Annotated in this window: 12 protein-coding genes; 3 read left to right on the forward strand and 9 right to left on the reverse strand. The window is 75.1% G+C overall.

The window, feature by feature from the left end; genetic code table 11:
* Window positions 1-13 precede the first annotated feature (13 nt).
* Window positions 14-1,159 (reverse strand): TerD family protein, encoded by a 1,146-nt coding sequence (locus ABZ956_RS25950; RefSeq protein WP_361898461.1) that lies wholly within the window; start codon window positions 1,157-1,159, stop codon window positions 14-16.
* Window positions 1,160-1,299: 140 nt separating this feature from the next.
* Between ABZ956_RS25950 and ABZ956_RS25955 the strand changes: the two genes are divergently transcribed.
* Window positions 1,300-2,445, forward strand: coding sequence for a serine hydrolase domain-containing protein (locus ABZ956_RS25955; RefSeq protein WP_361898275.1), 1,146 nt, complete (start codon window positions 1,300-1,302; stop codon window positions 2,443-2,445).
* Between the two features lie 13 nt (window positions 2,446-2,458).
* On the opposite strand, the gene ABZ956_RS25960 is transcribed toward ABZ956_RS25955, so the two are convergent.
* From ABZ956_RS25960 to ABZ956_RS25970, 3 genes are read right to left on the reverse strand one after another with little or no spacing between them, the layout of a single operon-like run.
* Entirely contained in the window at window positions 2,459-3,127 is a 669-nt protein-coding gene (locus ABZ956_RS25960; protein ID WP_361898277.1) for a response regulator transcription factor, read from the reverse strand.
* Window positions 3,124-4,383 (reverse strand): histidine kinase, encoded by a 1,260-nt coding sequence (locus ABZ956_RS25965; RefSeq protein WP_361898279.1) that lies wholly within the window; start codon window positions 4,381-4,383, stop codon window positions 3,124-3,126. Before ABZ956_RS25965 ends, ABZ956_RS25960 begins: the two co-directional genes overlap by 4 nt.
* A complete protein-coding gene (locus ABZ956_RS25970; RefSeq protein WP_361898282.1) occupies window positions 4,380-5,417 on the reverse strand; it encodes a hypothetical protein in 1,038 nt (345 codons plus the stop codon). Before ABZ956_RS25970 ends, ABZ956_RS25965 begins: the two co-directional genes overlap by 4 nt.
* Window positions 5,418-5,615: 198 nt before the next feature.
* On the opposite strand from ABZ956_RS25970, the gene ABZ956_RS25975 reads away from it, so the two are divergent.
* Both ABZ956_RS25975 and ABZ956_RS25980 read left to right on the forward strand, forming a co-directional pair.
* Complete coding sequence (locus ABZ956_RS25975; RefSeq protein ID WP_361898284.1) at window positions 5,616-6,755, forward strand: amidohydrolase family protein; 1,140 nt, start codon at window positions 5,616-5,618, stop codon at window positions 6,753-6,755.
* A gap of 228 nt (window positions 6,756-6,983) precedes the next feature.
* Window positions 6,984-7,943, forward strand: a complete 960-nt coding sequence (locus ABZ956_RS25980) for an SCO1860 family LAETG-anchored protein (RefSeq protein ID WP_361898287.1) — start codon at window positions 6,984-6,986, stop codon at window positions 7,941-7,943.
* Between the two features lie 22 nt (window positions 7,944-7,965).
* Here the strand turns inward: ABZ956_RS25980 and cobC are convergent, their stop codons facing one another.
* From cobC to ABZ956_RS26005, 5 genes are all read right to left on the reverse strand, one after another.
* Complete coding sequence (gene cobC, locus ABZ956_RS25985; RefSeq protein WP_361898290.1) at window positions 7,966-9,018, reverse strand: Rv2231c family pyridoxal phosphate-dependent protein CobC; 1,053 nt, start codon at window positions 9,016-9,018, stop codon at window positions 7,966-7,968.
* 72 nt (window positions 9,019-9,090) lie between these two features.
* The gene (locus tag ABZ956_RS25990; protein WP_361898293.1) at window positions 9,091-9,471 is read right to left on the reverse strand and encodes a cobalamin biosynthesis protein; all 381 of its coding nucleotides are present in this window, start codon (window positions 9,469-9,471) and stop codon (window positions 9,091-9,093) included.
* A complete protein-coding gene (locus tag ABZ956_RS25995; protein WP_361898295.1) occupies window positions 9,468-10,946 on the reverse strand; it encodes a cobyrinate a,c-diamide synthase in 1,479 nt (492 codons plus the stop codon). Before ABZ956_RS25995 ends, ABZ956_RS25990 begins: the two co-directional genes overlap by 4 nt.
* On the reverse strand, window positions 10,943-11,542 hold the full coding sequence (cobO, locus tag ABZ956_RS26000; protein WP_361898298.1) for a cob(I)yrinic acid a,c-diamide adenosyltransferase: 600 nt from the start codon (window positions 11,540-11,542) through the stop codon (window positions 10,943-10,945). The genes ABZ956_RS25995 and cobO overlap by 4 nt, the downstream gene beginning before the upstream one ends.
* On the reverse strand, window positions 11,542-13,617 hold the full coding sequence (locus tag ABZ956_RS26005) for a putative cobaltochelatase (RefSeq protein ID WP_361898300.1): 2,076 nt from the start codon (window positions 13,615-13,617) through the stop codon (window positions 11,542-11,544). Before ABZ956_RS26005 ends, cobO begins: the two co-directional genes overlap by 1 nt.
* Between the last annotated feature and the right edge of the window lie 88 nt (window positions 13,618-13,705).

Here is a 13,705-nt window from a genome sequence, read left to right on the forward strand (position 1 = left end):
CGGCGGCCCGCCGCTACAGGGCCTGGGCCGCCGGCTTCACCAGGTCGCGGACCGTCTTCGCCTTCACGTAGTCGCCCAGCGCCGTCATCTCCCACTCGCCCGAGAACTGGCGGATGAACTTGCACATGAGCACGCCCGTCTTCGGCTCCGAGCCCGTCAGGTCGAAGCGCACCAGCTCTTCGCCGGTCTGGGCGTCCAGCAGGCGGCAGTAGGCCTTGGCCACCTCCGTGAACTTCTGGCCGTTGAAGGAGCTGACCGTGAAGACCAGGCCCGTCACCTCGGGCGGCAGGCCGCCCATGTGCACGGTGATGCTCTCGTCGTCGCCCGAGCCGTCGCCGGTGAGGTTGTCGCCGGAGTGCTGGACGGTGCCGCCCAGGATCTGCAGACGGCCGAAGTAGCAGGCGTCGATCATGTTGCGGTTGGGGCCGTAGGCGATGACCGAGGCGTCCAGGTCGATGGCGCGGCTGTTCCAGGCGGGCTCCCAGCCCAGGCCCATCCGCACCGAGCGCGTCAGCGGCTGGCCGCCCTTGACCAGGGACACCGTCTCGTTCTTGCGGAGGCTGACCTTGCCCTTGTCGAGGTTGATCTTCCCCGGGGCCGCCGCGGGCGGGGCCGGGGGAGCGGCGGCCGGCATCGGCGGGGCCGCGGGGGTCGCGGCGGGGGCCGGCTCCTCGACGGAGACGCCGAAGTCGGTGGCGATGCCCGCCAGGCCGTTGGCGTAGCCCTGGCCGACCGCGCGGACCTTCCACGCGCCGTTGCGGCGGTAGACCTCCACGACCACCAGCGCCGTCTCCGTGTTCAGCCGGGGCGGGGTGAAGGTGGCGATCACGGAGCCGTCGGCGGCGTCGCGGACGGTCGCGGTCGGCTCGGTGCCGGCGAAGGTCGCGCCCGCGGCGTCCGGGCTGGCGGTGACCACGATCTTCTCGATGTCGGCGGGGACGGCCGCGGTGTCGACGGTGATGCCGTCGGGCGTGGTGCCGGACGCGGCGCGGTGGGTCACGCCCGGGCCGGTGGGCTGGTTGTAGAAGACGAAGTCGTCGTCGGAGCGCACCTTGCCGTCGGCGGTGAGCAGCAGGCCCGAAACGTCGAGCCGCACCGGGGCGGTGACGTCCACCGTCACACGGGCGACGGAGAGAGGGATGTTCGAGCCGGGTGTCATAGCGGTCATGTCCCGGGTAACGAGCGACGTCGCTTTACGGTTCCATGACCCGGAGCCCGAACGGGTCCGGAATATTCGAACGTGGATCATGGCTGGAGTGATCGCCACACGATTGCCATCGGGACATGGGGGGCTGAGGGATGGATAACGTTCAGGGGACCGTCGCCGCGGGGTTCGAGCCGGTACGGGAGGCTTTCGCCGCCATGCTCGCCGAGGAGCGGGCCGGGCACTCGGCGCAGCTGGCCGCCTATGTCGACGGGCAGCGGGTCGTGGATCTGTGGGGCGGGCCCGGGATCGCGGGGGACTCGCTGACGGGTGTGTTCTCCTCCACCAAGGGCGCGGCCCACCTGGTCGTCGCGCTGCTGGTCCAGGAGGGCGTCCTGGAGCTGGACAAGGAGGTGCGGCACTACTGGCCCGAGTTCGGTGCCCAGGGCAAGGAGAACATCACCCTGCGGGAGGTGCTGGCGCACCGCGCGGGGCTGATAGGGGCCGAGGGCGGGTTCTCCCCGCAGGAGCTGGCCGACGACCGGGCGATCGCCGAGCGGCTGGCCGCCGAGCGCCCGTACTGGCGGCCCGGGACGTCCTTCGGGTACCACGCCTACGTCATCGGCGCGCTGACCGGTGAGGTCGTCCGCCGTGTCACCGGGCAGACCATGCAGGAGACCTACGAGTCGCGGGTCCGGGCCCCGTACGGCATCGACTTCTACATGGGGCTGCCCGAGGAGCACGAGCACCGGGTGCTCGACATCCAGCCCATGGACCCGACGCCCGAGCAGAAGCGCGCCCTGCGGGAGACCGCGTTCGGCCCGCACAGCCTGCCCGGCGTGGCCTTCAACCTCAACCATCCGCAGCATCCGACGGACCTGCAGAGCCTGCCCAACTCCCGCGCGTTCCGCGCGGCCGGGCCCGCCTCGGTCGGCGGTGTCGCGTCCGCGCGCGGCCTGGCCCGTATGTACGCGGCCGCCATCAGCGAGGTCGACGGCAGGGCGCCGCTGCTGACGGCCGCGACGGTGGCCGACTTCGCGCAGGCGCACTCGGTCGGTTACGACCTGGTGGCGCGCGGGCACAGGGCGTTCGGTCTGGGCTTCAGCGTCGTCTGCGACCTCTATCCCTTCCTGGGGGCCCGCTCCTTCGGGCACAGCGGCGCCGGCGGGTCGCAGGCCTTCGCCGACCCGAGCGTCGGCCTCGCCTTCGGCTACAACCGGCGCCGGTACGCCTTCCCGGGCGGGGCGGCCCCCGAGGCGGGCGTCCTGGCCAGGGCCGTGCGCGACTGCGTGACCCGCTGACGCGCCGGGGTGCTCACCGGGGGGAGACGAAGCCGCTCTCGTAGGCGGCGATGACCGCCTGGGTGCGGTCGCGGACGCCCAGCTTGGCGAGCACCCCCGCCACGTGCGTCTTCACCGTCGCCGGGCCCACCGTCATGCGGTCGGCGATCTCGGCGTTCGACAGGCCGGCCGTCATCAGGCGCAGGACCTCCGCCTCCCGTTCGGAGAGCCGGCCGCGCAGCCGTGCCGCCTCGTCGTCGCGGGCGGCGCCGCGGCCGTGGGCGGCGGCCAGGGCGCGCAGGGCCGTGGGGAAGAGCAGCGAGTCGCTGGTGGCCACCAGCCGGATGGCCTGGACGAGCTCGTCGGCGCCCGCGCGCTTGAGGAGGAAGCCGCAGGCGCCGACGCGCAGCGCGTCGTACACGTAGCTGTCGTTCTCGAACGTGGTCACGACGATGACGCGCGGCGGGTCCGGCATGCCCGCCATGATCCGCTCGGTGGCGCGGATGCCGTCGACCTGGGGCATCCGGACGTCCATCAGCACGACGTCGGGGCGCAGCTCGCGCACGAGCGACACCGCCTCGGCGCCGGTGGTCGCCTCGCCGACGACCTCCAGGCCGGGCTCGGCGCCCACGATGGCGCGCAGGGCCGTACGGACCAGGTGCTCGTCGTCGGCGAGGACGACGCGTATCGGGGTCCCGCTCATCGGGCGTCACCGCGCAACGGCAGCCGGACCGACAGCCGCCACACGCCGTCGTGCTCGCCCGCGGCGCTGCTGCCGCGCAGCAGCCGGGCCCGCTCGGCGATGCCGGGCAGGCCGCGGCCGCCGCCGGTGCGGCGGGGGGTGGAACCGGGCCGGACGGGGTTCTCCAAGGCGACCTCCATGTCGTCGTCGCGCAGGGCGATCCGCAGCCGTACGGGCGCGCCGCCCGCGTGCCGCAGGGCGTTGCTCAGCCCTTCCTGCACGATCCGGTACGCCTCGCGGGAGACGACCGGCGGTATCTTCTCCAGGCCGCCGGGGGCGGCGCAGTCGACCGTGCCGCCCGCCGCGCGCGTGCGCTGCAGAAGGCCGTCCAGGTCGGTGAGGGTGGGCGCGGGCGCGGCCGAGGCGGGGCCGTCCTCGCGCAGCAGGCCCAGTACGGTGTCGAGCTCGCCGACCGCCTCGCGCGTCGTCTCCTCGATCGCGGCCAGGGCCTGGCGCGCGAACTCCGGGTCGCTGTCGAGGACCCTGCGCGCGGCGCTCGCCTGCAGCGTCACGGCGCTCAGGGCGTGCCCGACGGAGTCGTGCAGCTCGCGGGCCAGCCGGTTGCGCAGGGCCAGCCGCATGGCGTGCCGCTCGGCCTCCGCGAGGCGGTCGGCGGCCGTCGGCCCCAGCAGGACGGGCGCCCAGCGCGCCAGCAGGGAGCCCGCGGCCCAGGAGACGCCGACGACCAGGGCGAGCGTCGCGATCCCGATCACGGGGGCCAGCACCGGCCAGAGTCCGTCGAGCCGGTAGGCCCTCGTCAGCTCGTCCGGAATGCCGGTCAACGGCACGACGATCATCATCGCGGCGAACGGCGGCACGGCCAGCGACATCCCGCTGACGATGCCGCCCGCCAGCAGGTGCAGCGTGTACCAGGCGGCCGTGTTCCGGCGCTCCGCCCACGACCGGCTCGGACCCGCCGCCAGTTCGGCCTTCGGCACCCCGCACAGCGCCCGCACCGCCCCGGCCTCCAGCGGCCGTGCGAGCGGGTACAGCGCCGTGACGGCGGCCGGGACGAGCGCCATCCCGAGGACACCGAACTGCCACCACAGGGACGCGGGGAAGAAGATGTTCGCACTGGGCACGAACACCGACAGCACGGTGTTGGCCAGCAGGTAGTACGGCATCAACAGCGCGCCGCCCAGCAGCAGGTGCACCCAGCGCAGCCGGGCGCGGCGCCCCAGCGCGGCGCCCGCCGTCCGCCGCGCGGCGGCCCTCACGCGGCGGGGCCCGCGGCCGCTCGCCGGGCGAAGTAGCGGGCGCCGGCCGCGAGTACGAGCAGTCCGACGATCATCTGCACAGCGTAGGTGATCAACATCAGCGGCGTCGCGGCCCGGTCGCCGTCCCGCCCGCCGATCAGCGCCGCGGTGAGCAGCCAGCCACCCCAGCAGCCGACCGCCGCCGAGCCCGTCCCCGCGAGCAGCAACGGCACCCGCAGCGGCAGGACGCGGCCCCCGCGGCGCAGCAACAGCACCAGGCCGGCGGCGGTCACCGCCCCGTACAGCACGTACGCCGCGTCCTGCAGGACGTTGTCCGCGCCGTACTCCCGGGCCAGCGCCCCCGACAGGCCGGAGCGGGCGCCGGACGCCCACATCAGGTGCACGCCCGCCTGGCCGAGGGCGAGCAGGGCCGCCGCCCCCGCCGCGAGCCGCTGCCCCCGGCCGCGCAGCGCGGCGGTGGGCCCGCCGGTGTGCCCCTGCCACAGGCGGGCCCACCGCCGGCGGGCGTAGAGCACGAACAGGGTGCCCAGCGCCAGGCCCTGGACGATGAACCCGCCGTAGACCAGGTGGAAGACCCACTCGGCCAGGAACGGCCGCCGCGCCGACGGGGCTTCGGCGCCCGTGGCCCCCAGGACCCGCAGCGCGAGCTGGGCGGGGAAGCCCACCATGATGGGCGTCAGCAGCCCGATCGCGCCCCACATCGGCAGGGCGAGGAGCCAGGACGGTACGCGTCTGCCCCAGGGCCGGGTCAGCAGCAGGGCGAGCACGATCACGCACGCGTCCATGAGCACGGTGACCGCGTTGGCCGTCCTCAGCGTCGCGCTGTCGTCCAGCAGCGGGCTGCCGTCGGGGATGCCGATCCGGCTCCCGGCCAGCCAGGCCACCTTCAGGGACAGGTAGGGGACGCAGGCGGCGACGGTCACCGTCCGCAGGAGACGGCGGAGCGTGGCGTGGTCGTCCCACCCGCCTCCCGCGGCGGCGGGCGGGGCGGGGGCGGGGGCCGGCAGGGCCTGGATCAGTGGTGTGCGGCTCATGCCACCAGGCTTCCGTGCGGCCGCGCCGTGCGCCTCGGCCCGTGCGGCGGACCTGCTCCTCCGCAGGGCGGAACCGCTGCTCCTCCTCACGGCCCGGATCCGTCCCGCCGCTCTCCGCCCCGCGGGCGTCACCAGGGGTGAGCGCCGGCGGTACGGGGCCGGTCCCGGTGAACGCGGCGGCGGTCGTACAGTGCGGTCATGGTCTCCCAGGACGAGGTTTCCCAGGACGCGGCGGCGGCGCCGGAGCAGCCGGTGCTGCACATCAAGGGGCGGATATTGGTCGGCCCGGACCCCCTGAGCGGGGTGCGCGACGAGATGTGGGTGGTCGGCGGGCGGATCACCTTCGACCGGCCGGCCGGGGCGCGCGACGTCACCACCGTCGAGGGCTGGGTGCTGCCCGGCCTGGTGGACGCGCACTGCCACGTCGGCCTCGACGCGCACGGCGCGGTCGACGAAACGACCACCGAGAAGCAGGCGTTGACCGAGCGGCACGCGGGCGCGCTGCTGCTGCGCGACGCCGGCTCCCCGTCCGACACCCGCTGGATCGACGACCGCGAGGACCTGCCGCGCATCATCCGCGCGGGCCGGCACATCGCCCGCACGCGCCGCTACATCCGCAATTACGCGCACGAGATCGAGCCCGGGGACCTGGTGGCGTACGTGGCCCGCGAGGCGCGGCGGGGCGACGGCTGGGTCAAGCTCGTCGGCGACTGGATCGACCGGGAGACGGGCGACCTGGGGGCGTGCTGGCCGCGCGGGGCCGTCGAGGCCGCGATCGCCGAGGCCCACCGGCTGGGCGCCCGGGTCACCGCGCACTGCTTCGCCGAGGAGACCCTCGCCCCCCTGGTGGAGGCCGGCATCGACTGCATCGAACACGCCACCGGGCTCACCGAGGAGACGATTCCGCTCTTCGCCGAGCGGGGCGTGGCCATCGTGCCGACCCTGGTCAACATCGCCACCTTCCCCCGGCTCGCCGACGGCGGCCAGGGCAAGTTCCCGCGCTGGGCCGACCACATGCGCCGCCTCCACGCCCGCCGCTACCGCACGGTGGGCGCCGCCTACGACGCCGGCATTCCCGTCTACGTCGGTACGGACGCGGGCGGCTCGCTGCCGCACGGCCTGGTCGCCCAGGAGGTCGCGGAGCTGGTCAAGGCGGGCATCCCGGCCTCCGCCGCGCTCGCGGCGACCGCCTGGGGCGCACGGGAGTGGCTCGGCCGCCCAGGGCTGGAGGAGGGCGCCCCGGCCGACTTCGTGGTGTACGGCGAGGACCCGCGCGCGGACGTGCGGGTGCTGGGCGCGCCGCGCCGGATCGTGCTGCGCGGACGCGTCGTGGCCTGAGGGGTGGCCTGAGCGGTGGCCGGTGGGTGGGGCGGGGGTGGCTGGTCGTTGCTTCTGCGACACATGAATCGAATGCGAAAGCGAAACCCATCCTTTGGGGTGAACTGACGGCGGAGCTCTGTCCGTTCACCCTCCCGGCATCGAACATTGCGGAGTCGCTGCCGTCGGCGCGTGATGTCCCCCATCGGCGCGCCGGCGGCTCCGTTCTCCCGTGGGGGTTCCACACACGTGTCCAGCACCACCAGCTCCTCCTTCGGCATGCCCGCACGCCGGTTCACCACCGCCGCCACCGCCGTCGTGACGGTCACCGCCACCGCCCTCACCCTGGGCGCCGCACCCGCGCACGCCACCGCCTCCGGCACGGCGACGGCGACCGTCCTGCGCACGGACCTCGACGTCTCCCTGCTCGGCGGCGCCGCGCACGTACCGGTCAACGCCTCGCTCAACGACGTCAAGGCCCCGGCCGACGCCGGCAGAACCACGCTCGCCGTCACACTCGACGGAGTCGAACGCGGCAAGCCCGTCACCCTCCTGCGCGCCGACGCCGCCACGTCCCGTGCCACTACGGACCGCACCACCGCCAAGGGCTACGCCCACCTCGTCCGCGCCAGCGTGCACGTCCCCGGCTTACCGCTGCGCTCCCTCATCGAGGTCCGGCAGGTCACCTCCGAGGCCGTGTGCGAGGCCGGGAAGAAGCCCACCGCCACCTCCCACGTGCCCGGCAGCGTCTCGGTGCTCGGCAAGAAGGTCACCCTCAGCGCCACCGGCCCCACCAAGGTCACCGTGCCCGGCGTGGGCGACGTGCGCCTGGAGCTGTCGAAGACCGCCACCACCTCCCGCACCGCTGCCGCCACCGCGCTCGGCCTCGACGTCGCCGTCGACCCCCTGGCGCTGGGCGTGGCCAAGGTACGGGGCACGGTCACACTCGTACGAGCCGGCTGCGAGTCGCCCGCCGGGACGGGCGAACCGGCGAAGGACAATCCCCCGAAGGACGCCCCCGGCACCGACCCGAAGCCGCAGACCGCGGCCCGCCCGGCCGGGAACCCGCCCGCGAAGGACAACCTCGCCGCGACCGGCGGCAGTTCTACCACGCCGTACCTCGCCGGCGCGGCCGCACTGCTGCTCGCCGGGGGCGGGGGAGCGGTCTTCGCCGCACGCCGCCGCAGGTCCGGCCGGGCCGGGGACTGACCGGGCGCGGGGCCGGCGGGCGTCAGTCCGCGGAGAGCGCCTCGCCCAGGGCGGCCACGAAGCGGTCCGTGGTCGTACGGTCCCGGACCGCCAGGCGCAGATAGTCCGGGCCCAGCCCCGGGAACGTGTCGCCCCGGCGCACCGCGAAGCCCAGGCCCCGCAGCCGGGTCCGGACGGCCGCGCCCCGTTCCAGCCGGATCAGCAGGAACGGCCCGGCCGCCGGACCGCACACGGTCACCTCCGGGAACTCCGCCAGCCGCAACTGCAGGTGCGAGCGGTCCGAGGCGATCCGGTCCGCGGCGTGCGCGGCCTCGGCGAGCGCCGGGGGCGCGCTGCACGCCTCCGCCGCCGCGAGCGCCGGCGAGGACACCGGCCACAGCGGCTGGGCCCGCTCCAGCCTGGCTATGGTGCCGGGCGAGGCCAGCACGTACCCGACGCGCAGCCCGGCCAGCCCCCACGTCTTGGTGAGGCTGCGCAGCACCACCAGCCCCGGCAGGTCCGTACGCGCGGCCAGGGACTCCCGCTCGCCCGGCACGGCGTCCATGAACGCCTCGTCCACCACCAGCGTCCGCCCCGGCCGGGCGAGCCGGGCCAGCGCCCGGGCCGGGTGGAGCACCGAGGTGGGGTTGGTGGGGTTGCCGACGACGACGAGATCCGCGTCCCCGGGCACCGCCCGCGGATCGAACCGGAACCCGTCGGCCGCGTCGAGCAGCACCCGCTCCACCGTGTGCCCGGCGTCCCGCAGGGCCGCCTCCGGCTCGGTGAACTGCGGGTGCACGACGACCGGGCGCCGCACCGGCAGCGCCCGCGCCAGCAGCACGAACGCCTCGGCCGCCCCGGCCGTCAGCAACACCCGCTCCTCGGGCAGCCCGTGCCGCTCCGCGACCGCACGGCGGGCCGCCCGCCCGTCCGGATAGGCGGCCAGCGTGCCGAGCGAATCGGCTATCCGCTCGCGCAGCCACTGCGGCGGCGTACCGGCCCGCACATTGACGGCGAGATCGGTCAGTTCCGCGCCCATACCCCGTACTTCGGCGTCACCGTGGTGGCGCAGGTCGGGTTCGGCGGATGTGTGCATGGCCGCGGACAGCTCTCTTCCGGCTCGGGTGGGTGCGTACGGGACACGGTACTGAGCGCCGCCGCGCTCACGTCAGGCGGGGCCGCGGGCGATCGCGCAGGTGGCCTGCGCGGACTTCCGCTTGGCCACCACGAGCACCGCGCCCGGACCGGCCGCCAGCAGCGCGGCGGCCTCGGCGACCCCCGCCGTGCCGAGGGCCCTGCGGGCGGCGTCCGAGGGGTGCGGCACCGGCTGCGCGGCGAGCTCGTGCGGGGCGTACGCCCTGACCGGCACGCCGAGCCGCGCCGCCGCCGCCAGCACGCCGGGCTCGGCGGCCCGCACGTCCACCGTGGCCAGGACCGACACCGCGCCCGTGGCCGCGCCCGCCTCGGCGACCGTCCGCTCGACGAGCGCGAGCACCTCGGCGGCCGCGACGTCCCGGCAGGTGCCGACACCGACGCAGAGCGAGCTCATCGCGGGCCCGCCTCCGCCGCGGCGGCGACGAGACGGGCCGCGGTGCCGGGGGCTCCGGCCCAGTGCACATGCAGGTACGAGGCGTGCACGCCGCCCTGGACGAACCCTTCGACGCGCCGCTGCGGGTGCGTCAGCCCCCACGCCGGGGTGGCCCCCGCGGCCGGCTCGATCACCGTGCGGTGGAACTCGTGCCCGCGTACGCGCGTGCCCGCCGCGGCGAGGACGTTGTCCTCGATCGCCACGGCCTCGCGGTAACCGAGCGTCAGCCGCTCCGACATCCGGGCCTGTGCCGGCAGCACGCCGCACATCGGCTTGCCGTCCAGGGAACGGGCCAGGTAGAGCAGGCCCGCGCACTCGGCGGCGACCGGGGCGCCGGTGGCGGCGAGGTCGGCCACCGCCTTGCGGAGGGGGGCGTTGGCGGAGAGCTCCGGGGCGTACATCTCGGGGAAGCCGCCGCCGATGACGAGGCCGGCCGTGCCGGCGGGCAGCTTCTCGTCCTTGAGGGGGTCGAAGGTGACGACCTCCGCCCCGGCCGCCTGTAGCAGCTCCGCGTGCTCGGCATACGAGAAGGTGAACGCGGCACCGCCGGCTACGGCGATGACGGGGTTGCCGTTCGTCTGCGGACCGTTGTCCTGTTGTGCCCACCCGTTCCGCCCTGCGGAACGATTGCCCACAACAGAGCCATCCAGCCCGGGGTCCGGGGCGGAGCCCCGGTTACGGGAAGGGGCGGGGTAGGGGAAAGCATCCGCCGGGTCCCACGCGGCATCCGGCAGGGGCGGGGCCGAGCGGGCCAAGGTCAGGAGGGCCTCCAGGTCGCAGCTCTCGCGGACCCTGGCGGCGAAGGCCGCCACCGCGTCGACTGCCGCCGCGCTGCGTTCGGCGACGGGGACCAGGCCCAGGTGCCGGGACGGCGTATGGATCCGCTCCGCCCGCCGCACCGCGCCCAGCACCGGCACCCCCGACTCCGCCAACGCCTCCCGCAGCAGCGCCTCGTGCCGGTCCGAGCCGACCTTGTTGAGGATCACGCCCGCCACCCGCACCCCGGGGTCCCAGGCCGCGAAGCCGTGCACCAGCGCCGCCACCGACCGCGACTGCGACGACGCGTCGACGACCAGCACCACCGGCGCCCGCAGCAGCTTCGCCACATGCGCCGTCGAGGCGAGCTCGCCCTGCCCGGCGGCGCCGTCGTACAGGCCCATCACGCCCTCGACCACCGCCAGATCACAGCCCGCCGCCCCGTGCAGGAACAGCGGGGCCAGCCGCTCCGGACCGCACATCCAGGCGTCCAGGTTGCGGCCGGGCCGGCCGGTCGCCAGCGCGTGGTAGCCGGGGTCGATGTAGTCCGGGCCGACCTTGTGCGGGGACACCGCGAGCCCGGCGTCGGCGAACGCCCGCATCAGGCCGGTGGCCACCGTGGTCTTGCCGCTGCCGGACGCCGGGGCGGCGATGACCAGGCGGGGGACGCGCGTACTCACCACTCGATGCCCCGCTGGCCCTTCTGGCCCGTGTCCATCGGGTGCTTGACCTTCGACATGTCCGTCACCAGGTCGGCGAACTCCACCAGCTTCTCCGGCGCGTTGCGGCCCGTGATCACCACGTGCTGGGTGCCCGGACGGTCCCGCAGCACCTCGATCACCTCGTCGGTGTCGATCCAGCCCCAGTGCATCGGATAGGCGAACTCGTCCAGCACGTACAGCTTGTACTTCTCCGCCGCCAGGTCGCGCTTGACCTGCTCCCAGCCCTCGCGGGCCTTCTCCTCGTTCGACAGGTCGCTGTCGCGCTGGATCCACGACCAGCCCTCGCCCATCTTGTGCCAGTCGACGCTCCCGCCCTCGCCCGAGGCGCCGAGCACGCGCAGCGCGTTCTCCTCGCCGACCTTCCACTTCGCCGACTTCACGAACTGGAACACCCCGATCGGCCAGCCCTGGTTCCACGCCCGCAGCGCCAGGCCGAAGGCCGCCGTCGACTTGCCCTTGCCGATGCCGGTGTGGACGAAGACCAGCGGACGGTTGCGCCGCTGACGCGTGGTGAGGCCGTCGTCCGGTACGACGGTCGGCTGTCCCTTGGGCATTACGCGGCCCTCCTCGAGTTCGTGTTCCGTACGGTACGCACCAGTGCGGACACGTTGTCCGCACGCAGCTCGTCGAGTGTCACGACCGGCCCGGCCAGCGCCCGGCCCAGCTCGCCCGCCAGCCCGAGCCGCACCGGCCCCGACTCGCAGTCCACCACGACCGACGCCGTGCCCTCACCCGCCAGCAGCCGCGCCGCGCGCGCGGCGCGCGCCAGCGGCTCGGGGCCGCCGGTGGCCCGGCCGTCCGTGACCACCACCAGCAGCGGGCGGCGCGAGGGGTCCCGCATCCGCTCCACGCGCAGCACGTCGTGCGCCTGCAACAGCCCCGCGGCCAGCGGCGTACGGCCACCGGTCGCCAGCTTCGCCAGCCGCGCCGCGCCCGCCTCCACCGAGGACGTCGGCGGCAGCGCCACCTCCGCCTCCGTGCCGCGGAAGCTGATCATGCCGATCTTGTCGCGGCGCTGGTACGCGTCCAGCAACAGCGACAGCACCGCGCCCTTGACGGCACTCATCCGCTTGCGCGCCGCCATGGAGCCGGAGGCGTCGACGACGAACAGCACCAGATTGCCCTCGCGGCCCTCGCGCACCGCCTCGCGCAGGTCGTCGCGCCGGACCACCAGCCCGGGGCCGCCGCGCCCGCGCGCCCGCTGGTGCGGGGCCGCGGCCCGCACGGTAGCCGCCAGGTGCAGCTTGGACAGGGTCCCGCCGCGGGGGCGGCGCGCCCCCGTCGTACGGCCGTGCGCGGTGAGGGCGCGCGACCGGCGCCCGTCGGCGCCCTCGCCCAGGCCCGGCACGTCGAAGCGGCGCGTACGGAAGGGGTCGGCCGCCGCGACGGCAGGCATCTCGCCCCCGCCGTCGCCGGGCGCCCCCTCGGGCGCGTGCGCGTTCTCCCGCGGGGCGGGGGACTCGGAGTCCTGCCGCTGCTGCGGCAGGTCAGGGGTGCCTTCGGGGCCCGGCCCGTCCTGCGGCGGCCGCCCGCCGCCGTCGGGACCGCCCTCGGGACCGTCGCCGTCGGGCCGCGGGCCGTCGGGGTCCGGCTCGGGGTCCGGCTCGGGCTCGTCGTCCTCGAACTGCCGCAGGATCTCGTCGAGCTTGTCCTCGTCCAGGCCGGGGGCGTCGAACGGATTGCGCCGGCGCCGGTGCGGCAGCGACAGCAGCGCCGCCTGCCGTACGTCCGCGGTGCTCACCTCCGTGCGCCCCGCCCAGGCGGCCAGCGCCGTCGCCGTGCGCGCGGTGACGATGTCCGCGCGCATGCCGTCCACCTCGAAGCCGGCGCACACCGCCGCGATCCGGCGCAGCGCGCCGTCCCCGAGCCGGACGCCGGGCAGCAGCGCGCGGGCGGCGGCGATGCGCTCGCGCAGCGCGTCCTCCTCCGCCGCCCACTTGGCGGCGAAGGCGGCGGGGTCCTCGTCGTAGGCGAGCCGGCGGCGTACGACCTCGACCCGCTCCTCGGTCTCCCGCGAGGCCGCGACCTCGACGGTGAGCCCGAACCGGTCCAGCAGCTGCGGGCGCAGCTCGCCCTCTTCGGGGTTCATGGTGCCGACGAGGAGGAAGCGGGAGGCGTGGCGGACGGAGACGCCTTCGCGCTCGACGTAGGAGGCGCCCATCGCTGCCGCGTCGAGCAAGAGGTCCACCAGGTGGTCGTGGAGGAGGTTGACCTCGTCGACGTACAGCACGCCTCGGTGCGCGTCGGCCAGAAGGCCGGGCTCGAAGGCCTTCACGCCCTCGGACAGGGCCCGCTCGATGTCGAGAGCGCCGACGAGTCGGTCCTCCGAGGCTCCGACGGGCAGTTCGACCATCCGCGCGGGCCGGGTGTCGCTCAAGGCATCGGCCCCGTGCGGCCCGTCCGGACACGCCGGGTCCGGCGACGTCGGGTCACAGGAGAACCTGCAGCCGTCGATGACGGCGACCGGCGGCATCAGCGTCGCGACACCGCGAACTGCCGTCGACTTGGCCGTGCCCTTCTCGCCGCGTACGAGCACACCGCCCACAGCTGGGGAGACCGCATTCAGCAGGAGAGCCAGGCGCAGATCCTCCATGCCGACGATCGCAGTGAAGGGATAGGTGGTGTTCATGCGCTGGTCACTCCTTCGAGGGGTTCTCGCCGAATGCGTCGGCCGTTGCCGCAGTTGAGGGTCATGCTTGCCTTCTGCTCCCCGCACC

The sequence above is a fragment of the Streptomyces sp. NPDC046261 genome (genome assembly GCF_040646235.1).
In the GTDB taxonomy this organism is placed as follows: Bacteria; Actinomycetota; Actinomycetes; order Streptomycetales; family Streptomycetaceae; genus Streptomyces.

Coding starts and splice junctions, on each gene's coding strand:
- ABZ956_RS25990 (WP_361898293.1), bottom strand. CDS start 9,471: ATGAGCTCGCTCTGCGTCGGTGTCGGCACCTGCCGGGACGTCGCGGCC.
- ABZ956_RS25955 (WP_361898275.1), top strand. CDS start 1,300: ATGGATAACGTTCAGGGGACCGTCGCCGCGGGGTTCGAGCCGGTACGG.
- ABZ956_RS25970 (WP_361898282.1), bottom strand. CDS start 5,417: ATGAGCCGCACACCACTGATCCAGGCCCTGCCGGCCCCCGCCCCCGCC.
- ABZ956_RS26005 (WP_361898300.1), bottom strand. CDS start 13,617: ATGAACACCACCTATCCCTTCACTGCGATCGTCGGCATGGAGGATCTG.
- cobC (WP_361898290.1), bottom strand. CDS start 9,018: ATGCACACATCCGCCGAACCCGACCTGCGCCACCACGGTGACGCCGAA.
- ABZ956_RS25960 (WP_361898277.1), bottom strand. CDS start 3,127: ATGAGCGGGACCCCGATACGCGTCGTCCTCGCCGACGACGAGCACCTG.
- ABZ956_RS25975 (WP_361898284.1), top strand. CDS start 5,616: ATGGTCTCCCAGGACGAGGTTTCCCAGGACGCGGCGGCGGCGCCGGAG.
- ABZ956_RS25950 (WP_361898461.1), bottom strand. CDS start 1,159: ATGACACCCGGCTCGAACATCCCTCTCTCCGTCGCCCGTGTGACGGTG.
- cobO (WP_361898298.1), bottom strand. CDS start 11,542: ATGCCCAAGGGACAGCCGACCGTCGTACCGGACGACGGCCTCACCACG.